The 20,196-nt window shown below is 63.4% G+C and carries 19 protein-coding genes; 9 read left to right on the forward strand and 10 right to left on the reverse strand.

All coding sequences use genetic code 11. From position 1 onward, the window contains the following. The first annotated feature begins 62 nt into the window (after positions 1-62). Together ppc and HMI60_RS07580 are read left to right on the forward strand one after the other, a co-directional pair. Positions 63-2,861, forward strand: a complete 2,799-nt coding sequence (ppc, locus tag HMI60_RS07575; protein ID WP_110504971.1) for a phosphoenolpyruvate carboxylase — start codon at positions 63-65, stop codon at positions 2,859-2,861. Positions 2,862-2,949: 88 nt separating this feature from the next. Next, complete coding sequence (locus tag HMI60_RS07580) at positions 2,950-3,255, forward strand: hypothetical protein (protein WP_018778005.1); 306 nt, start codon at positions 2,950-2,952, stop codon at positions 3,253-3,255. On the opposite strand, the gene HMI60_RS07585 is transcribed toward HMI60_RS07580, so the two are convergent. After that, positions 3,252-3,911 carry a DedA family protein gene (locus HMI60_RS07585; RefSeq protein WP_035733737.1) on the reverse strand — a complete coding sequence of 220 codons (660 nt, stop codon included), beginning with the start codon at positions 3,909-3,911 and terminating at the stop codon, positions 3,252-3,254. The genes HMI60_RS07580 and HMI60_RS07585 overlap by 4 nt on opposite strands. Before the next feature lie 54 nt (positions 3,912-3,965). Here HMI60_RS07585 and HMI60_RS07590 point away from each other — a divergent pair, with 54 nt between their 5' ends. Beyond that, a complete protein-coding gene (locus HMI60_RS07590; protein WP_193590870.1) occupies positions 3,966-4,502 on the forward strand; it encodes an O-acetyl-ADP-ribose deacetylase in 537 nt (178 codons plus the stop codon). Positions 4,503-4,523: 21 nt separating this feature from the next. On the opposite strand, the gene HMI60_RS07595 is transcribed toward HMI60_RS07590, so the two are convergent. Then, complete coding sequence (locus HMI60_RS07595) at positions 4,524-5,456, reverse strand: RluA family pseudouridine synthase (protein WP_193591150.1); 933 nt, start codon at positions 5,454-5,456, stop codon at positions 4,524-4,526. A gap of 151 nt (positions 5,457-5,607) precedes the next feature. Here HMI60_RS07595 and HMI60_RS07600 point away from each other — a divergent pair, with 151 nt between their 5' ends. Together HMI60_RS07600 and HMI60_RS07605 are read left to right on the forward strand one after the other, a co-directional pair. Next, positions 5,608-6,246, forward strand: coding sequence for a helix-turn-helix domain-containing protein (locus HMI60_RS07600; RefSeq protein WP_193590871.1), 639 nt, complete (start codon positions 5,608-5,610; stop codon positions 6,244-6,246). Continuing rightward, positions 6,239-6,931: an SRPBCC domain-containing protein gene (locus HMI60_RS07605; RefSeq protein WP_055976859.1), complete on the forward strand. Its 693-nt coding sequence runs from the start codon at positions 6,239-6,241 to the stop codon at positions 6,929-6,931. The genes HMI60_RS07600 and HMI60_RS07605 overlap by 8 nt, the downstream gene beginning before the upstream one ends. Before the next feature lie 40 nt (positions 6,932-6,971). Here HMI60_RS07605 and HMI60_RS07610 read toward each other — a convergent pair whose 3' ends face one another. Then, positions 6,972-7,547, reverse strand: a complete 576-nt coding sequence (locus tag HMI60_RS07610) for a TetR/AcrR family transcriptional regulator (protein ID WP_227453678.1) — start codon at positions 7,545-7,547, stop codon at positions 6,972-6,974. A gap of 79 nt (positions 7,548-7,626) precedes the next feature. Here HMI60_RS07610 and HMI60_RS07615 point away from each other — a divergent pair, with 79 nt between their 5' ends. Next, complete coding sequence (locus HMI60_RS07615) at positions 7,627-8,121, forward strand: DUF4188 domain-containing protein (RefSeq protein WP_018777998.1); 495 nt, start codon at positions 7,627-7,629, stop codon at positions 8,119-8,121. On the opposite strand, the gene HMI60_RS07620 is transcribed toward HMI60_RS07615, so the two are convergent. Then, complete coding sequence (locus tag HMI60_RS07620; protein ID WP_079581566.1) at positions 8,118-9,572, reverse strand: PLP-dependent aminotransferase family protein; 1,455 nt, start codon at positions 9,570-9,572, stop codon at positions 8,118-8,120. The genes HMI60_RS07615 and HMI60_RS07620 overlap by 4 nt on opposite strands. A 61-nt stretch (positions 9,573-9,633) precedes the next feature. Between HMI60_RS07620 and HMI60_RS07625 the strand changes: the two genes are divergently transcribed. Further along, entirely contained in the window at positions 9,634-10,263 is a 630-nt protein-coding gene (locus HMI60_RS07625) for a YitT family protein (RefSeq protein ID WP_193590873.1), read from the forward strand. Positions 10,264-10,265: 2 nt separating this feature from the next. Here HMI60_RS07625 and HMI60_RS07630 read toward each other — a convergent pair whose 3' ends face one another. The 3 genes from HMI60_RS07630 to HMI60_RS07640 all read right to left on the reverse strand — a co-directional run bounded on the left by HMI60_RS07630 (position 10,266) and on the right by HMI60_RS07640 (position 13,539). Further along, entirely contained in the window at positions 10,266-11,165 is a 900-nt protein-coding gene (locus HMI60_RS07630) for a carbohydrate ABC transporter permease (RefSeq protein WP_196802764.1), read from the reverse strand. Positions 11,166-11,193: 28 nt separating this feature from the next. After that, positions 11,194-12,135 (reverse strand): carbohydrate ABC transporter permease, encoded by a 942-nt coding sequence (locus HMI60_RS07635; protein WP_144027627.1) that lies wholly within the window; start codon positions 12,133-12,135, stop codon positions 11,194-11,196. Positions 12,136-12,222: 87 nt separating this feature from the next. Further along, positions 12,223-13,539, reverse strand: coding sequence for an ABC transporter substrate-binding protein (locus HMI60_RS07640; protein WP_193590874.1), 1,317 nt, complete (start codon positions 13,537-13,539; stop codon positions 12,223-12,225). Between the two features lie 308 nt (positions 13,540-13,847). Between HMI60_RS07640 and HMI60_RS07645 the strand changes: the two genes are divergently transcribed. After that, positions 13,848-14,903, forward strand: a complete 1,056-nt coding sequence (locus HMI60_RS07645; protein ID WP_193590875.1) for a LacI family DNA-binding transcriptional regulator — start codon at positions 13,848-13,850, stop codon at positions 14,901-14,903. Between the two features lie 15 nt (positions 14,904-14,918). Here the strand turns inward: HMI60_RS07645 and HMI60_RS07650 are convergent, their stop codons facing one another. The 3 genes from HMI60_RS07650 to HMI60_RS07660 all read right to left on the reverse strand — a co-directional run bounded on the left by HMI60_RS07650 (position 14,919) and on the right by HMI60_RS07660 (position 18,612). Continuing rightward, entirely contained in the window at positions 14,919-16,178 is a 1,260-nt protein-coding gene (locus tag HMI60_RS07650) for a glycoside hydrolase family 26 protein (protein ID WP_193590876.1), read from the reverse strand. Position 16,179: 1 nt separating this feature from the next. Next, positions 16,180-16,617: an STAS domain-containing protein gene (locus tag HMI60_RS07655; protein ID WP_193590877.1), complete on the reverse strand. Its 438-nt coding sequence runs from the start codon at positions 16,615-16,617 to the stop codon at positions 16,180-16,182. A gap of 90 nt (positions 16,618-16,707) precedes the next feature. Beyond that, positions 16,708-18,612 (reverse strand): glycosyltransferase, encoded by a 1,905-nt coding sequence (locus HMI60_RS07660; protein WP_018777989.1) that lies wholly within the window; start codon positions 18,610-18,612, stop codon positions 16,708-16,710. Between the two features lie 303 nt (positions 18,613-18,915). Here HMI60_RS07660 and HMI60_RS07665 point away from each other — a divergent pair, with 303 nt between their 5' ends. Next, positions 18,916-20,172 carry a glycoside hydrolase family 16 protein gene (locus HMI60_RS07665; RefSeq protein WP_193590878.1) on the forward strand — a complete coding sequence of 419 codons (1,257 nt, stop codon included), beginning with the start codon at positions 18,916-18,918 and terminating at the stop codon, positions 20,170-20,172. The last annotated feature ends 24 nt before the right edge of the window (positions 20,173-20,196 follow it).

The raw sequence follows: 20,196 nt of genomic DNA on the forward strand, positions 1-20,196 counted from the left end.
AATCCGGCTCACAGTATCCAGCGCAGTGTACGGGCCAAACCTGACCCCGAAGGTATGTATCCATGGTTCACACTGCCCATCAAGACACCGACCTCGCTGCAGAACTGCGGGCCGACGTGCGTCGCGTTTCGACTCTTCTGGGGGAGTCGCTGGTTCGGCAGCACGGTCCGGAATTGCTCCAGCTCGTGGAGCAGGTGCGTCTGCTGACCAAGGAATCGAAGGAAGCCGCGCGGGGCGGCGCGGATGCGACGGGTCCATGGAGCGCGCACGACGTCGTAGCCCAGGTCCGCGAGTTGCTCGCCTCCCTGCCACTGGACCAGGCGACGGATCTGGTCCGCGCCTTTGCGTTCTATTTCCACCTCAGCAATGCGGCCGAGCAAGTGCACCGCGTCCGGGGACTCCGCACCCGTCAGGAAAAGGATGGCTGGCTGGCCAAGGCCGTGTCCGAGATCGCCGGGCAGGCAGGCCCGCAGGTTCTCCAGGACGTCATCAATGAACTCGATGTGCGTCCCATCTTCACGGCGCACCCCACGGAGGCTTCGCGGCGTTCTGTGCTGGACAAGGTCCGCAAGCTCTCTGATGTCCTGGCCGAAGCTACGGAGGAAGGCACCTCGGCGAGGCGCCGCCAGGACCGCCAGCTTGCCGAAATCATCGACCAGATGTGGCAGACGGATGAACTCCGCCAAGTGCGCCCCACTCCGGTGGATGAAGCGCGCAATGCCATCTACTACCTGAACAGCATCCTCACCGATGCGATGCCGGAGATGCTGACTGACCTGTCCGAGCTCCTCGAGGAACACGGCGTGAAGCTGCCCGCAGCGGCTGCCCCTCTTCGTTTTGGTTCCTGGATTGGTGGAGACCGCGACGGCAACCCGAATGTGACGGCTGCCGTGACCCGCGAGATCCTGCAGCTCCAGAACCAGAATGCCGTGCGGATCAGCATTGCCCTGATCGATGAGCTCATTTCGGTCCTGTCCAACTCCACGGCCCTTTTCGGTGCCGACCAAGCGCTGCTTGATTCCATCACCGAGGACCTGAAGAACCTGCCGGGCCTGGATAAGCGCATCCTTGAACTGAATGCGCAGGAGCCGTACCGGCTCAAGCTGACCTGCATCAAAGCGAAGCTGATCAACACGGGCCGCCGGGTTTCCGGTTCCACGCACCACCAACCGGGCCGCGATTACGCCACCACGTCCGAGCTGCTGGCAGAGTTCGGCTTGCTCGAGGATTCCCTGCGGAACCACTCGGCCGGACTGGTGGCCGATGGTGCCCTTGCGCGCGTTCGCCGGGCCATCGCCGCCTTCGGCCTCCACCTGGCCACCCTGGACATCCGTGAGCACGCCGACTACCACCATGACGCCGTCGGACAGCTTGTGGACCGCCTCGGTACCGAAAAGCCGTACGGCGAGCTGACCCGCGAGGAACGGTTTGCGTTTCTCGGTGCGGAGCTCGCGTCACGCCGGCCCCTCTCCGGCCACCCGATCAAGCTCGAGGGCACGGCAGATGGCACGTACGACGTTTTCCGGAGCATCCGCCAAGCACTGCACACCTATGGCCCGGACGTGGTGGAAACCTACATCATCTCCATGACCCGCGGCGCGGACGACGTCCTGGCCGCAGCTGTGCTGGCCCGCGAGGCCGGCTTGTTCGACCTCTTCGGAGCCAAGCCCCACGCCAAGATCGGTTTTGCTCCGCTGCTGGAAACCGTGGAAGAGCTGCGTGCTTCGGCGGAGATCGTGGACCAGCTGTTGTCCGATCCTTCGTACCGCGAACTTGTCCGCCTCCGCGGCGACATCCAGGAAGTCATGCTCGGGTACTCGGACTCCAATAAGGAATCCGGCGTGATGACCAGCCAGTGGGAGATCCACAAGACCCAGCGCAAGCTGCGCGACATTGCTGCGAAGCATGGCGTGCGGGTGCGCTTGTTCCACGGCCGCGGCGGTTCGGTTGGCCGTGGTGGTGGACCTACCTACGACGCCATCATGGCCCAGCCGAACGGTGTGCTCGAAGGAGAGATCAAGTTCACCGAGCAGGGCGAGGTCATCTCGGACAAGTACTCGCTTCCTGAACTGGCCCGCGAGAACCTTGAACTGTCCCTGGCGGCGGTGATGCAGGGTTCGGCGCTCCACCGCACTCCGCGTACCTCCGAAGACGAGCGCGAGCGCTACGCCAACGTCATGGAGACCATCTCCGACGCCGCGTTTGCCCGGTACCGCAAGCTCATTGACGATCCCGACCTTCCTGCCTACTTCCTCGCCTCCACCCCGGTGGAGCAGCTGGGGTCCCTGAACATCGGATCACGTCCTTCCAAGCGTCCGGATTCCGGGGCAGGACTTGGCGGGCTCCGTGCCATTCCGTGGGTCTTCGGGTGGACGCAGTCCCGGCAGATCGTTCCGGGCTGGTTCGGTGTGGGCTCAGGGTTGAAGGCTGCGCGCGAGGCCGGGAACACCGGACAACTCGTTGAAATGATGGACCGTTGGCACTTCTTCCGTTCAGTTATTTCGAACGTGGAAATGACTTTGGCCAAGACGGACATGGAGATTGCGGGGCACTACGTTTCCTCCTTGGTCCCTGAGGAACTGCACCGCTTGTTCCACATGATCCGTGACGAGTACGAACTCACCGTGGCTGAGGTTGAACGGCTCACCGGTGAGATGGAGTTGCTGGACGCCCAGCCGACGCTGAAGCGTTCCCTGGAAATCCGCGACCAGTACCTGGATCCGATCAGCTACCTGCAGGTGGAACTTCTCCGCCGCGTACGCGAGGAGTCGGTCTCCGGTGCCGAGATCGACGAGCGGCTTCAGCGGGCCATGCTCATCACGGTCAATGGCGTGGCAGCCGGCCTGCGCAACACCGGCTAGGCAGCCGCCGGACCGGAATGCTCCCTCACTTCCTGGTGGGGGAGCATTCCTGCTTAAGCGGGCCACGGGAGGGCGTTAGGGTGGTGGGATGCCGTCGTTCCAGACCAAGTTGAAGATCACTGGCCTCAAGCCGGGCAACGCTCCTGAGTCCGTCATGGCCGCAGCGGTCGAAGCCTTGGAAACCCGCCACCACGTTGAAGCGAACCAGCTGGATATCGTGGGCGGCGTCCCGCAGATCAGCCTTCGTTTCATGGTGGATGCCCGGGACTATTCGGGTGAGAACGACGAGGCCCGGACGTCGGCTGCGATGATGCGTGACGCCGTCGAACGTGTTGCGGTGACCGGCAGCCTGTACGTGCTGCGCCGGAACCGGGGCCGCTGGTCGCCTGTCTAGGGCTGCAGGCCCTCTTCGGGCCGCGCTACGTCGCCGGGAGCGTCGCCGTCGAACGGTTCGTCCACGGGGGAGCGGGTCCCGCGCCGCCGGGTGACGATCAGGCCAACAACCACGCCGATCACCAGGCCCACACCAACGCCGATAAGCGAGCTGGCCCAAAACGGCAGCTTGGTGGTGGAGCCGGTGAAGTAGCCCAGACCCACCTGCCACACAGCCCACAGGACTCCGCCCAGGCTTGCACACAATCCGAATCCGCGGACCGAAACGTTGGCAATTCCTGCTGCGGCCGACGTCGCGAGCCGGCCGCCGGGGATGAAGCGCGCGCCGATAATGGTGCCGTAGGTGGAGGAGCGGCCGGCTTTGGCGATGGCCTCGTGGATTCCGCGGTGGACCCGGCGGCCCCATGACCAGCGGTCCAGGACATGGCTGATCCGCCGTTTGAACAGCAGGAAGACCGCCATGTCCCCGAGCCAGGAGGCGAAAGCGGCCAGGAAAAGAATCAGCCAGAAGTTGGCGTGTCCATCGGCTGCGAGCGCTCCACCGGTGATGACCACCATTTCGGAGGGGATGGGCGGGAAGATGGCATCGCCCAGCACAATGGGGACGATCCACAGGTAGATAGCGGATCCCCATGTCTCCGGGGCAGTGATGTCCATGGGCACAAGGTACCGCACTTGCCGACCCCGCCGCGCGGGCGCGAGACTGTGGGCATGCGCATCGACATCCTGCACGGTGACATCACAACGCGTTCAGTGGACGCAATCGTCAATGCAGCCAATTCGTCGCTGCTCGGTGGAGGGGGAGTGGATGGGGCCATTCACCGGGCCGCCGGTCCGGACCTGCTTGATGCGTGCCGGGGGCTGAGGCACGCGGAATTGCCCGGCGGGCTGCCGGTTGGCGCGGCTGTCGCGACGCCTGGCTTCCGGCTTCCGGCACGTTGGGTCATCCACACGGTGGGCCCCAACCGGCATGCCGGAGAAACTGATCCGGCATTGCTTGGATCCTGCTTCCGCGAAAGCCTGAAGGTGGCGGTCGGACTTGGTGCCCGGTCCGTCGCCTTCCCTGCGATCAGCGCCGGAATCTATGGATGGGACGCCCGCCAGGTTGCCGAGGTGGCGTTCGACGCCGTCGGGTCGTTTGCGTCGTCAGCGGAACGCGATACGGCCGCTGGTCCGCTGGAGTTGGTGGAGTTCGTGTTGTTCTCCGAGGACACGACGGCGGTCTTCCGGTCCGTGTTCGACGCCTGACGCCGGCTGCCCCGGGTTGCTTTAAGAGGGGTGGGCTTCGCTGAGTTCCAGCTGGCTCCGGTATTCCACGGGCTGCTTGGTGATGGGGTCCACGAAGGTGATGCCGCGTGCCAGGAGTTGGAGCGGCTTGCTGTAGTCGTCCGGGGCTTTGTCCAGCAGGTCCGGATAGAAGGCGTCATTGACGATGCCCAGTCCGAGCGAAGCCATGTGTACCCGCAGTTGGTGTGTCTTGCCGGTGTGCGGCTCCAGCCGGTACAGCGCGTGCTGCCGGGGGCCGGCGTCGAACGTCCTTACCTGCTCTATGCGCGTTTCCGCGTTCGGTTCGCCGTCGATGACTTCGGCCAGCAGGTAGCTGCGGGACTTGGTCATCCGGTTGCGGACGGTTGCGGGAAATTCGACGGCGGGAAAACCTGCGGTAGGTGTCGCGGCGGACACGCACTCGTATCCCTTCTGGACCTGGCGCTTCTCGAAGAGGACCTGGTACTTGCCGCGCGTCTCCGGGTTGGTGGAGAGCAGGAGCAGGCCGGCAGTCATGCGATCCAGCCGGTGCATGGGGATGAGGTCCGGGAGATCCAGCAGGTTCCGCAGCCGGACCAGGGCGGATTCCTGGATGTAGGTTCCGCCGGGGGTGGTGGGGAGGAAGTGCGGTTTGTCCACCACGAGGATGTGCTCGTCCTGGTGGAGGATGCTGATCTCCACGGGCAGCCGGGTTTCCGGGGGCAGGGTGCGGTAGTACCAGATGAAGGTGTGGTCCTCCAGCTTGGTGCTGCGGGTCAGCGGTACGCCGCCTTCGCCCACGATTTCGCCGGCATCGAACCGGTCCTCGATGCCCTGGGGGTCGATGTGTCCCCAGCGGTGCATCATGTAGTCCATCGCGGTGACCCAGGGCCCTTCGTCCGGGAGGCGGAGGCGGGTCGCGTTCACGCCGTCGCGCACGGGGAGGGGGGATTGCATCACCGGGCAATTCTACTTTGCCTGCGTTGTGAGGCCTGCTTTGCGTCCAATTCGTGGCTGAAAGCGCGCAGAGGAGGCCCCACAACAGATGCAGCTTCCGAACATAAAAAAGTTCTTGACAATAAAAGTTGTCGGTGGTCATACTGTAAGCATGTTGGACATCGAAGTGATTGAGGACCCGGCGGCGGCGGAAGCTTCGCTGGACCCCATCCGGACGCGGATCCTCCGGGAACTCGTCGAGCCGGCGTCGGCCACGCAACTGGCTGCCAAAGTCGGGCTGCCCCGCCAGAAGGTGAACTACCACCTCAAAGCCCTGGAACGCCACGGCTTGGTGGAGCTGGTGGAGGAGCGGCGCAAAGGCAACGTCACGGAACGGGTCCTGCGCGCAACGGCGGCCTCCTACCTGATCTCGCCCGTTGCCCTGGCTTCCGTCGCACCGGACCCGCGGCGGTTCTCCGACCGCTTCTCGGCGTTCTGGCTGTTGGCGCTCGCCTCCCGCACCGTCCAGGAGATGGGCAAGCTCATCTCCGGTGCGGCCCTGGCAAGGAAGAAGCTGGCCAGCTTCGCCATCGACGGCGAAATCACTTTCCGCTCCGCCGCTGAACGCGCGGCGTTCGCGGAAGAACTTGGGGTGGCGGTGACGCGCCTCGTGGACAAGTACCACGACGGCGGTGCTGCCGCAGTGGCGGGCGGCGGGCGCAAGCACCGGCTCGTCGTCGTCCTCCACCCCGCACTGAAGACCCCCTCGCAAACGGAAAAACCGGCAGATAAGGACCAATGCAATGACTGACAACCGTAAATTCGAAATCGTGGCGGACACCGAGCTGCCCGGCACGCCCGAACGCGTCTGGAACGCCGTCACTGCCGACACAGCGGCCTGGATGTTCCCCACGGACCAGTGGCCCGCGGAGAAAACGGTGGAGGAGTACCCCACTCATTTGGTGTCGCGGATGGAGGGCCCCGACGGCTGGTTCAACCAGTTGGAACACGTCCTGGAGCCGTTGGAAGGTGGCCGCGCCAAGCTGCACTACGTCCACAGCGGGATTTTCGCCGACAACTGGGATGAGCAGTACGACGGCGCCAGCAAGCACACCCGCTTCTACCTGCACACCCTGGGCCAGTACCTGCAGTACTTCGACGGCAAGCCGGTGACGTTCACGGACATCCAGGCGCCGGCGGCGTCGCAGGTGCCGGATGGTTTCGTGCAGTTGAAGAAGGCCCTGGGAGTCGACGGCACCGCTGCCGGGACTGCTGTTGACCTGGAGCTCGACGGCGTTGGGCGGCTGAGCGGCGAGGTGGACTTCTCTGATGAGAACTTCCTCGGCCTGCGGACGGCGGATGCCATGTACCGGTTCTTCGGCCGCAACGTTTTCGGGGCCCCGGTGGGGATGACCGTGCACGATTTCAGTGGTTCCGGAGATGCGGAGCTGACCGCGAAAACCTGGGGCGCCTTCCTGGAGAAGGTGTACGCGTAGGGTTCCCCTGCCTGGGTGCCTGGGTTCCCCTGTCCGGGGATTACGGGGCCCAGGCGCGGGCCACCGATTCCAGGGCGGCTTCGTAAATGCCGGCCCAGTTGGTTTCCGGCGCATTCATCCGGGCCAGTTCCAGGCCCACCAGGCCGTGGACCTGGCCCCAGATAGCCATCGCCACCACCGTAGGGTCTCCGGCCCGGAGCCTTCCCGCTTCCTGCGCGGAGGTGACCGCCTCCACCAGGGGAAGCATCGAGTCGGAGGCGACTTCCGGCGTCGGAGTGCATTCAACGTACGCCGCCAGCGCGCCGCCGAACATCAGCCGATACAGCGCCGGGTGGTCCAGGGCCCAGGTCCGGTAAGCCCGGCCAAGGTCCAGCAGGCCGCCCGGAGCCGCCTGGCGCTGGGATCCGCCAAAGGAGCGGAAGCCGTCGTCGATGGCTGCCTGCAGCAGCTGGGCCTTGCCGCCGAAAAGCGAGTAGATGGCCGATGTTGACGTTTCCGCTGCCGTGGCGACGTCGCGCAGGGTGACGCGGGCGGGGCCCTCGCGGTCGACGAGTTCGGCCGTGACGGCCAGGAGTCTTTGCTGGACCAGATGGTCATGAACGATGGGTCTTGCCATGCCTTCCATTGTTTCATAACATCGTTTCATAACGTTGTTACGAAACCGGATCTGAGAGTCCACAAAGCGAAGGAATGTCATGGCACAAAAAGTCTTTCCCGGCCGCTTCACCGCGGACATCGGCCGCAGCGACGTCACGGTCTTCCTCATCGGCATGCGGGCCAACAAGTGGTGGAAGATGGGCCAGGTAGCCAAGGTTGCCTCGGCCATGCCCGCCATGATGCAACACCTCGCCACCAACCCCGACGCCGGCCTGCTCGGGAGCGAACAGTGGTTTGGGCGCACCACCATCATCCTGAGCTACTGGGAAAGCCCGGAACACCTGCGGCGGTTCGCGGCGGACCGGGACTCGCCCCACCTTGGGCCCTGGCGGAAGTTCATGAAGGAGATCGCGGGCAGCGGCGACGTTGGCGTTTGGCACGAGACGTACCAGGTTCCCGCGTCCGGCATCGAAGTGGTGTACAACGGCATGCCGCTGTTCGGCCTGGCCAAGGCGACAACGCAGGTTCCCATCGGCCCCGGCACGAACACGGCCAAGCAGCGGATGGGTTCAGCAACCCGCGCGGCCCACTAGGCGACCGCGACGGCGGTGGCCGGCCCGGTCTTGAGCGTGCGGCGGAGCTGGGGTGTTGCGTCGAGCTTGTCCTGGGCGGCGCGCAGGGCACCGACGGCAATCTCCAACTGAGCCGGGGGCAAGGTGTAGGGCACGCGCAGGTAGTGCTCGAACGCGCCTCCCACGCCGAAGCGCGGACCGGCGGCCAGGCGCACGCCGAAGTCAGGTGCCAATACCGTCAGGGCGGTGCTGCATGGACTCGGCAGCCGGCACCAAACAGTCAATCCACCCTTGGGTGTTTCCACCTCCCACTCGGGCAATTGCTGCCCCAGGAGTCGCAACAGTGATTCCCGGTTATGGCGCAGCTCCTCGAGGCGTGCGTCCAGGGGATCGGAGAACGACCTGATCAGGCGCGCCGCCGCCAGTTGCTCAACCACGGGGCCACCCAGATCCATGACGGTGCGGGTCGCTATGAATCGGGCGACGAGGTCCTCGTCCGCCCGGATCCACCCGGTCCGCAGGCCCGCCCAATGCGACTTGCTGAGCGAGCCGATGGAAACCACGGCGGGACTGAAGGCGGACATCGGAGCTGTGCGGACGCCGTCGAGGTTCAACCCGCGCAGCGTCTCATCAACAACCAGCACCGTCCCCGCGGACGCGGCCGCGCGGGCCAGTCGCCGGCGCTGCAGATCGGACATGATGCGCCCGGTCGGGTTGTGGAAGTCCGGAACGAGGTAGGCCATCGCGGGCCGCTGGTGGTTCATCATGGCCACCATGGCGTCGATGTCCCACGCCGGAGAGGTTCCCGCAGGCAAGGCGACCGGGAGGATCCGGCATCCTGCGGCACGGATGGCATCCAGTGCGTTGGGGTAGCTGGGGTGTTCCACCATGACCCGGTCCTGCTTGCCCGCCAGGGTGCGCAGGACGATGTTCAGCGCATGCTGCGCCCCGGAAGTGACAAGGATCTGGTCAGGGGTGGTGGGCACGCCTTCTGCCGAGTATTTGTCCGCGATCGCCTCGCGAAGGGCCGCTACGCCCACGGCGTCGTAACCGAAGCCCGGCAGGAGCGCCGGCAGCTCGGTGAGTGCTTCCGCGAAGGACCGGTGCACTGCTTCACCCGCCGCGGGCAAGGAGGCGTAGGCCAAGTCGAGGATACCCTCCGGTGCGGCCAGGCCAGGCATGCTCGCCGGTGTCGAGCGGAAGGGGATGCAGGTCCGCCCGCGGCTGCCCTGCCCGGCCGTGAGGAATCCTTGTTCCCGGAGGCTCGCGTACGCGGCCGTCACGGTGGTGCGGCTGACGCCCAGCGACTGGGCCAGTGCCCGCTCGCTGGGCAGCGCGACGTCCAGCGGGATGCGACCGTCCATCACGAGTAAACGCACGACGTCGGCGAGCTCGCGGTAGGCGGGCAGGACGCCGGCGTTCCACTGCCCCAGGAGGCGGAGGAGGGCGGTGGGATTCAGTGAGGGAGCCATAAGACCAGTATTCCAAACTGGCTATGGAATACAAGGCCAGTTTTCTTGGAGGATGGAGAACATGATGACCCGCAGAATCACTCAACTCCTGATCGGCCTGGCAATGTACGGCATTTCCCTGGCCATGTTCATCCGGGCCGGCCTTGGGCTGGACCCTTGGGATGTGTTCCACCAAGGCCTGTCCCAGAAGACCGGCCTCAGCATCGGAGTAGTGGTCATCGCGGTCAGCTTCCTGGTTCTCCTGCTCTGGATCCCGCTCCGGCAGATGCCCGGCATCGGTACCATCGCCAACGCGGTCCTGGTGGGCCTCTTCGCAGACCTTGGACTCTGGCTTATCCCGTCGTTCTCGCACCTCGGCGGGCAGATCGCCATGCTGGCCGGCGCCGTGATCCTCAACGGCATCGCCTCCGCCTGCTACATCGGAGCCCGCTTGGGTCCCGGCGCGCGTGACGGGCTCATGACCGGCCTTGTCCGGCGCACCGGGTGGTCCGTGCGACTGGTCCGCACCGGCATCGAAGTAGTGGTCCTGGCTGTGGGGTTCCTGCTGGGCGGCTCCGTGGGAGCGGGCACCGTGGTCTACGCCCTGGCCATCGGTCCGATCGTGCAGGTCCTGCTGCCGAAGTTCATGTTCCCGGAGCGGCCAAAGGCAACGGCCCCCACGGAAGCCGTGGAGGCCGCAGCCGCTGCGTGAGCCTAGTCCTTGATGGCACCCATCGAGAGGCCGGACTGCCAGTAGCGCTGAAGGCTGAGGAACGCGACGATCAGCGGAATGATCATGAGCAGCGAGCCGGTAATCACCAGATTCTGGATCAACTCGCCGTTTCCAGCGGTGGAGCCGAGCTTGTTCCACTGGTTGATTCCGATCGTGAGCGGATACCACGCCGGGTCCTTCAGCATGATCAGCGGTAGGAAGTAGTTGTTCCAGATGGACACGAAGGAAAACAGCAGCACCGTAACTGTGGCGGGGGCCAGCAGGGGGAAGGCGATCCGCAGGAAGATGCGAAATTCTCCGGCACCATCAATACGGGCGGCCTCGATCAACCCGGTGGGCACTGCCTGGTCCGAAAACACCCACATCAGGTAAAGACCAAACGGGTTGATGAAGGACGGAATGAGGATGGCCCACGGTGTATTCGTGATCCCAAGCTGGGCGAAGAGCAGGAACTGGGGGATGGCCAGGGCGATGCCGGGAACCGAAATCGACCCCAGTACGACGAGCAAAAAGACACGCCTGCCAATGAAATCGTGTTTAGCGAGCGCATAGCCGCCCAACGCTGCCAGGAATGTGGACACCACGGCACCAACCACCACGTACAGGACGGTGTTGAGGAGCCAGCGCGAGAAGATTCCGTCCTGGAACGTGAAAACCTGGACTACGTTGTCCCACAACGCGAAGCGGCCACCGAAGCCAAGCCCGAAAGAGGACACGAAGTCCTGTTGCGACTTGGTGGCGTTGATGACCAACCAGGCCATGGGCACAATGCAGTACAACGCGAACAGCCCGGTCACGAGGGTCAGCGTGAGGCTCTTTCTCGGGTTCGCCAACGTGTACAGCCTGCGCGGGCGTTGCAGGGATGGCCTTGGGGACGGCATGGTGGTGGCTCTTGCGGATGTGGCGGGGCTACTTGTTGAAGGCATTCTTCATTCCCTTGATTTGAACTGCGTAGGCGATGGCGATGGTGAAGACGGCCATGACCAGGGCAAGTGCCGCCGCGTATCCCTGCTGGGCACCAGTGAAAGCAAGGCTGTAGGCGTACATGTTCGGTGTGTAGTAGGACGTGATGCCGCTGTTGGAAACCAAAGTGGTGAGAATGTTGGGTTCATTGAACAGCTGGAAGGTACCGATAATCGAGAAGATGATCGTGACGATGAGAGAGCTCCGCAATGCAGGTAGCTTGATGTGCCTGACTATCTGGAACTCCGAGGCTCCGTCGATTGCTGCGGCTTCGTAGAGCTCACGGGGCACGGCCCGGAGGGCCGCATAGAAGATCAGCATGTTGTAACCCGTAAAGCCCCAGGTGACCATGACGCCGATGGAAACCATGGTCGTCTCAGGTGCGAATGGATTGAAATCGGTGCCTGCTGCCTTGTTGAGGCTTCCAATGAGTCCGTACCGGATGCCAAGCATGAATCCCCACATCAGGGTGGAAACGATCGCGGGAATGGCGTAGGGAAGGAACACAATGATGCGGAAGAACCTTGAACCGTGAAGCCGCAGGGAATCGATCGCCAGTGCCAGGGCAATGGCGCTGAACAGCATGATGGGGACTTGGATTGCGGTGAAGAGCACCACCCGGATCACGCCGTCGTAGAACTGGCTGTCCTGGAAGAGCTTGATGTAGTTGTCGAACCAAATAAAGACCTTCCCACCGATCAGCTTGTTCTGGAAAAGGCTGATGTAGGCCGAGTAGCCAATGGGGACAATGAAGACGAAGAGGAACAACACGCTGAAAGGCGCAATGAATGCCAGTCCAATGTTCCTGCGTTTTGGTTTTCGGAGAGTTTGGTGATCGGCTACCACGTCTGAAACCGATGTGTCTTGGGTGAGCAGCTGTCGGCTCATGGAGGCCCTGCTTTCATGTTTCATCTGGTGTAACGGGATAGGTCCGGTGCCGCGGGAGCATGCATGCCCCCGCGGCGCCGGAGACCACTAACGGACCGAGAATCCTTGTTCGTTGCCGTAGGCGATGCTGCGTTGCTTCCAGGTCTCCAGGACTTCTGCCAGAGTTCCTTGCCTGCTGTCATAGAGGGGAGCGGATACGTCCTCGTAGCTGGTGCGTGCCCAGCCGAAGAATGGTGGGTACTGCCAGCCAGTGGCCACGTTCTTGGACGCATCAGCAAGGACCTGGTTGTACTTCTGGTCGCCGAAGAACGGGTTGGTGGTGCTCAGGAACTTCTCGTTGTTGAGGTTCGAGAGATTCGGGACAAAGGCGCCTGCATCAATTCGGGACTGGAGGCCGTCACCATGCGTGAAGTACTTGAGGAAGGCGTACGCAGCTGCCTTGTTTTGGGCGGCCGCCGGGATAGCCATGGCGCTGCCGCCATTTTCGGCACCGGACGTTTGCCCGGCCTCCCACTGGGGAAGCGGTGCCACTCGGAAGTTACCGGCCGCATTCGGTGCCCGTTCGGGAAGAGTTGATGTGAACCAGCCACCGATGAGCTGCGTGGCCAGGGTTCCCTCGTTCAGTCCGCGGTTCCAATCGTCGGACCAGTTGGTGATCTTCGTGTTGACGAGGTCTTCGTCCAGGAGTTTCTGCCAGAAAGCTACGGCACGGCTGCTGCCAGGGTCTTTGAAATCAATCGTGACGTTCGTTCCGTCAACCTTGAACGGTCGGCCGCCGCCCTCCCACATCAGCGACATAAGTACGAAGATGTCTGCAGAATCATTGGTGATGTAGTGGTCACCGCCCAGTGCGCGCACCTTCTTGGCTGCCTGATAGAACTCGTCCCACGTTGCCGGAGGCGCGGTGACTCCGGCCTGGGCAAGCACCGACTGGTTGTAGAACATCGCTGCGGGACCATAGTCGGATGGCAAGCCGTACGGCTTGCCATCGATCGTGACGTTGCCCCAGGCTGCCTCAACGTAATCAGAGGCAAGGTCCTTGGCCCCAAACTCCGACAGGTCAGTGAGTTTTCCCGGAATCGCGAACAGCGGGAGGGAGAAGTATTCGAACATTGCGATGTCCGGTACCCCGGATCCTGCCTGGATGGCATTGTCCAGGGCGGTGTACTCATCGGTCGACGAGCCTGCGTTCACTACATTGACCGTGATGTTCGGGTGGAGCTTTTCGAATCCTGCGACAGCTTCCTTGACCGTTCCATCCCAGCTCCACACCGTGAGCGTGATCGGCTTGTCAGTGGGAACCTCGGTGTTGGTCGAAGCACTTCCTCCTCCGTTTGAGCAGCCGGCAAGGGCCACGACTGATGCAGCGATCGCTGCCGCAGCCCTAAGACGTTTCTTCGGCATTGCATACTCCTTCGTATCGATGTTCTGCGACCAGGAATCGCCAGCGCAGTCATGGTCGCCCATGTACAACGTTGTACCTGGAGTGCAAAAGGAGGCAGGGCGGGCGACTTGTGGGCAGTTTTCCGCCACCTCTGGCTGCTTCCGGGCAGCACGTCTGATTTCGCAGGGAGATCACTGGGTGGGTACAACGTTGAACCTCATGCTAGGGCCGTCCGTGATGGACCGTCAAGGAAAAGCCGGAAAGTGCTTCAGAGCTATGATCTAGGCAGTGCCCCAGTCGGAGATCCTGCGGGGTGGGAAGGACGCGGATGAATGTGAATCCGACGATTCATGACGTTGCGCGCGCGGCAGGAGTCTCCATCAAGACGGTCTCCAACGTCCTCAACGACAACCCGAAGGTCGGCCCCGAAACCCGGCTCCGGGTCAGACGACTTGTCGACGAGATGGGATACCGGCCCAACCTGTCGGCCCGCGGACTCCGTTCCGGTAAGACGGGTGTCATCGGTCTCGCGGTTCCTTCCCTTCGCGAGACGTACTTTGCGGAACTGGCTGATTCGGTAATCCGCGCCGCTGCCAAACGCGGCCTGCGTGTAGTCATTGAGCAAACCAACGGAAACCGTGACCTGGAAATCGCAACGCTCTCAGGCGGCCAGATGCGGTTCATCGACGGGTTGCTTTTCAGTCCCGCTGCAATCGGTCAGCAGGACGTTGATGTTCTCGCTACGAATGACCCCTTGGTTCTCCTTGGTGAACGGATCTTCGGGGGTCCCACCGATCACGTGACAATGCACAACACCTCCTCAGCAAGGGCAGCCGTCGAGCATCTGCTCGGTATTGGCAGGACCCGGATTGCGCTTGTCGGGGCGCCTGAACAGCCGGCCGATGAAGCGAGCTCGGCGAACCTGCGCGAGCGTGGCTACCGTCAGGCGCTGGAGCACGCCGGTATCGGTGTGGATCCCCGGCTTGTGGTCCGGGGCGGTACCTGGCTTCGGGAAACAGGTGTGGCCGCCATTCGGCGGCTCCGCGAAGGCAATGTGGATTTCGACGCCGTGTTTGCCCTCAACGACACCCTCGCACTGGGTGTGCTGCGCGCCCTTGCCCAGGACGGCTTGCGGGTTCCCGACGACGTTGCCGTCATTGGGTTCGACAACCTCGATGAAGGCCGTTTTTCGCTCCCGTCCCTGACCAGCGTTGATCCCGGCAGGGACGAGATCGCCGATACCTCCGTTGCCCTGCTCGTCAACCGGATCCAGGAAAAAGACACTAAGGCGGCGCCTAAAACCGTGAAATCCGGATTCAGAATCGTCGAACGGGAGTCCACGGGTTTTGCGGACGGGGATGGCTGGCCAACCCCAGGCGTATGAGGGCAGACCTCCCGCTTAGCGGCACGCCCCCAAGTCCTCGCCGTAGCGCAACCAGTCCGGCAGGTCCCGGGCCAGCGCCTCACGGATGGTGGGCGATCCTGCGCTCCTCCAGTCGACGTCGTCGTTAATCTCGATCTCGTACTTCTTCCACTCGAACCAGTTGATCATTTTCAACTGCGGATACTTTTGGTGGGTTTCGGCGGAGAAGACCTGGCGCCACCATGCCTGCTTGACGTCCAGCTCGGAGGCCCCGCTGCGGGCAGGAGTGAAGATCGCTGCGGTCTCCGGGATGGCCACGGGGCGGTTATGGTCCACACCGTATACCTGGTAGAAATCCGGCACGGCACTGTCGTTACCTGCTGTGCCGCTGTACGTGCCCGTGAGCATGGCCAGGAACTTGCCCGGTTCGGCAATGTCGTTGTTGCCCCAAGGCCGCTGGTTGCCCCAGTGATACAGCGAGACGCCCACCCAATCCACGGCGTCATCCCCCGGATAGTAGGGAGCGTAGGTGTCATCGGACATCGTGAGCGTGCCATCGTGGTCGGTGTCCAGCGCGGCAAAGTCCGGGGTGCCCGGACGGGCCGCGAACTGGCCACCCGTGAACGGATAGCCTCCGCCGTAGTTGGGCGCCCACATCATGGAGGTGCCGGGGGCTTGGGAATGAATGGCTGCCGCCACCTTCCGGAACACCTCCACGTAGTGGATCGGCTGCTGGCCCCACGAGTACCAGGAGCCGTTCATCTCATGCGCAAAACGCACGACGACGGGCGTCCCCTGATCGTTGATGGCCCGCAAGTCTGTGGCCAATTTCGCGATCACCTCATCGCTCATGGTCGCCAGGCCGCCGTGCGGCTCAAGGGTCAGGAGCAGCGCACCGCCCGTTGCCCGGACCTGGGTGACGGCGTTCGTGGTGTGGGACCACGTCTCGTCGTCGTAGGGGATGTCCGAGAACTGGACCACCACCGCGGGATCATGGCCGAGGTTTGCGCGGTGTTCGGCCAAGGTCTCTGAATCCCAATCCAGGTTGACCCCCAGAAGCACGCCATCTTTGGGAATGATGGATGCCGCATCCGCGGCCTTGCACAAGGACAACGCCTGGACGATGGGGACCACTTCCCTGGAAGCGAACCCCAAACCGGTGGCGGCCAGTGCTGTCACCACGACGGGAACAAGAAGGCTTGCACGCCTCCGTTTGCGGTCAGGATGGCCAGTGAAGGAAGGCGGAGCCGGCTTCTGGCGCGGCGGCCGTGGCGGAGACACTAATGTCCGGGCCATGTCAGCCCCAACCAAGAGTGCGTGGACGTCGGGTGAACACGTTGAGCCAGGCGAACCTGGACGTCAGGCGGCGTGCACGCACGAGTGTCCGACCACCGTCTACGGCTTCCTCGCGGTTCTCGTAGACACGGGCGACTTGCCCCAGATGGGCCTGGAGGCGGGTGGTTTCGAGCGCCGGGGAGTTACCGAAAAGGCGAAGATCCCCTCCGCGGGCGCGCAGGAAGTGCAGCACCTCCAGAAGACCGACGACGCCGGACGCGCCGATGGTGGTCACTGCGGTCACGTCGAGCAGGACCAGCACGGGCCCGTCGGTTGCTGCCTTGGCTGAGTCCTGCCGGATGGCCTGAACGGTTGCCGCGTTCAAAGCACCGGTGAGGGTCAGGTCGACGTGCGCCAGTGATGTGGGGATGATGTTGTGGACACGGGAAAGTGTGGACATGGTGGTCGCTCCTGGCTGGGGGTTGGAACGGCGGTCGTGGGGAAAGGTAGCCGGTCAGCTCTCACTGTGCGGCGTTGTGATGTGCGGTGCTCAGGTGTGTGGCCCTGCGCTGTGCGGGGCTCCAGCGGAATCCGGCCCGAGGACCTCAACGAGTTCCCTGGGGACGGGCATGGGATCCTTCAGGTCATCTCCGGGACCCCGGTACCTTGCGGCGCCGATCACCACACTCAAAAGGGCCAGGTCCAAGGCCACCCAGGCAAGGGTGATGAGGGTGGGGTACAGGGGAGCTTCGCCGGTCGCTGCCCTGGCTATCCCTATGCCCGAACACAAAACCAAGACGGTCATGGCCCCGATCTGGAGCCGGACGTGCTGGAAACCGCGCCCAGTGGCCTGTTTGCTTTTGGCAGTGACCGAGAACGCCAGGTGTTTGCCCAGAAAGACGGCTGCCGCGCCGGAACACGTCGCCGCGATCCACGTGGGGAAAAGAGCAAAGGACCACTGCTGGCCGCGCCAGAGACCCTTGGCTCCGTTGCCCGCCACCTGGAAGAGCAGCTGGCAGGAAATGAAGAACGGCAGGAACAAACAGAAGAAGACCACGGGGCTAGCCGTGAGGGGGTAGGTTCCCGCGACCAGGAAAACCACCGGCGCCGCAATGTAGCTCAAGGCGGCGAAGCCGTTGAGGTAACTGGTCATGGTGCCCAGGTACATGAGGCGCTGTGCCAACGTCAGGCCGCGAAGGAACAGCGGATTGTCCTTGAAGAACACCTGCATGGTGCCGGCTGCCCAGCGATGGCGCTGCGACAACATGGTGGACACGTCCTCCGGGGCCAGCCCGTGCACCAGCACTTCATGGTGGTAGACGCTTCCCCATCCCATGGCGTGAAGGTGCATGGCGGTTGCCATGTCTTCGGTGATGGTGGTGGTGTCCATCGGGTGGATGGCAAGTGCCTGGTCCGTGTGCGCCACATCCACCGATTCCAGCACCGCATCAAGTTCAGGCACCACATCGTCCATGGCATCGGGGTTCCCCAACGCCGCAGCATGGAAGGAGACGCGGAGTTCGAAGGTGATTTCCGCCAGGACATCGCCCCTGCGGACCTGATGTTCCGCGCGGGTGATCGCCTCCAGCGCCTGCTCAACCACCGGCATGGCCGCCGGATGCCGCCTGCCCAGCTCGCCAAGGAGATCCTGCAACCGGGTGCGACCCCTGCGCAGGGCGCTCCACGTATGTTCGGTGGCGGTCCGGGTGTAACGCGTCAGGCCCAGGGCCATGAGGGCTTCCCTGCGCAGGACAGCATTGGAACCGCAGAAGAACGCCGCATCCCACCCGTCCTTGCCTTGCTGGATAGGTCCGTAGAACAGCTCCGCCTGGCTGCCCAGGGGATCACGGTCCGGAACATTCCAAAAGTGCTGCGGCGTCTGGACGAACGCCACCTCTCCGGCATCAAAGTAGCCAAGGACACGGTCCAGGAACCGGGGTTCCGGGACTTGGTCCGCGTCCAGAATGGCCACGAATTCACCGGTGGTCATGGAGAGGGCATTATTGACGTTGCCTGCCTTGGCGAACCGCTGCCGGCCATCCCATTCGGGGCCCCGCCTGATGTATCCGACGCCGATCTGCCGGGCTGCCGTGGCGAAGTCGCTGCGGTCGCCATCGTCCAGGATCCACGTTTCGTGCGGATATTCCATGTCTCTGGCCGCGATGGCCGTCCTGAGGACGAGGTCGAGCGGCTCGTTATAGGTGGCGATGAAAACGTCCACGGTCCTGCCCGGCAGGGCAGGAGGGGGAGGCGGGCGCCGTCGTGCATTCCACATGGTGGCCGCGTACAACGCCGATTCGCCCAGACTGTACGTTTCCGCCGCAACGAGGGGCAGGGAAATCCACCATGCGTCCCACGCAACGGTGCCCGACCAGCGCCAACTGATGTAGATCAATCCAAAGGAAACCACCAGGACGGCAAGGATCCTTACCAAAATCTGCTTACGAATGCCCATTTTTAGCCTCCGGGTAACTGCTGGGGAAAAGGCAAAGGCACGTCAGTCTGTCCGGACGCCGCTAGGCGAAAGTTGGGAAGACACGGCTGACGCGCCTGGAGCATGCATCGTCGATGCTCAGAGGAAGGAAATACGTTGCGAACGGAATTTACCTGTCCTTATCCCACTTTCGCCCGCTCACATTTCGTCGCCGTTACGGACTTGATAAGTAATTTCGCGCGCAATATTTCCTCGCAGTGACGTTTTGCGTGTCGCTACAAAAAGCCTTGCGTGCGTGGCGAAAAGACGGTCAGAGTGGCAACCATGAAGCGAAGACTCATGCCTTTGGTGGTGGTCATCGTCGGACTGGCCGTCTCAGCGACACTCATCGCTCCTGAACCGCCGGCGCTGGCAGCGGCCGGCATGCCGGCTCCCGGGGCGTTGGTGTGGAGCGATGAATTCAACGGACCCGCCGGAACAGCTCCGGACTCCGCCAAATGGGTCCACGACACCGGAGGATCGGGGTGGGGTAACGGCGAACTTCAGTACTACACCGCCAGCACGCGGAACGCCGCCGCCGACGGGCAGGGCAACCTTGCCATCACCGCGCGGCGGGAAAACCCGGCCGGATATCAATGCCATTACGGGGCATGTCAGTACACCTCCGCGCGCCTCTTGACGGCGGGGAAGTTCAGCCGCACCCAGGGCCGGTTCGAAGCCCGGCTCAAACTGCCCAAAGGACAAGGAATGTGGCCCGCGTTCTGGATGTTGGGCGACAACGTTTTCACTGATGGCTGGCCCAACAGCGGCGAGCTCGACGTCATGGAAAACGTCGGCAAGGAACCCGGGACAACGTGGGGAAGCATCCACGGTCCCGGGTATTCAGGTGCAAACGCCGCCAACGCCAGCTACACCTTGCCGCACGGTGCCGCGTTGGGGGACGCTTTCCACACGTTCACCGTGGATTGGGCGGCGGATTCAATCACTTGGTACATCGACGGGGTCCCGTACTCACACAAGACCAAGGCCAACACACCCGGGCCATGGGTATTCGACCACAACTTTTTCCTGCTGCTGAACCTGGCCGTGGGTGGTTATTGGCCCGGAGCGCCGGATTCAGGCACCACTTTTCCGCAGTCGCTCCTGGTCGACTACGTCCGTGTGTACGAGCTCGCTGCGGCTCCGTCAGCGGCTCCCGCCAGTGCCAGGATCCAGGGCTACGCGGGCAAATGCATCGATGTTGCCGGACGCCAGGCCACCGACGGTGCCCAGCTGCAACTGTGGGACTGTGAGGCGGCTGCCTCCGAACAATGGACCTTCGCTTCCAACGGCACGGTGCAGTCGTTGGGCAAATGCATGGACGTGGCCTGGGGTTCCACCAGTAACGGCGCCCGCGTCCAGCTGGCCACGTGCAACGGAAACGCCGCGCAGCAGTTCGTGCTGAACTCTGCCGGAGATCTGGTGAACCCCCAGGCGAACAAATGCGTGGACGTAGCCGACTGGTCGTGGTCGAATGGTTCACGCCTGCAGTTATGGGATTGCGCCGGGTCCGCCAACCAGAAATGGTGGCGGACGGTGTAGAAAACGTCCGACGGCGACGCGCAG

This window comes from Paenarthrobacter sp. YJN-D (assembly GCF_015040335.1).
GTDB classification, from domain to species: Bacteria; Actinomycetota; Actinomycetes; order Actinomycetales; family Micrococcaceae; genus Arthrobacter; species Arthrobacter nicotinovorans.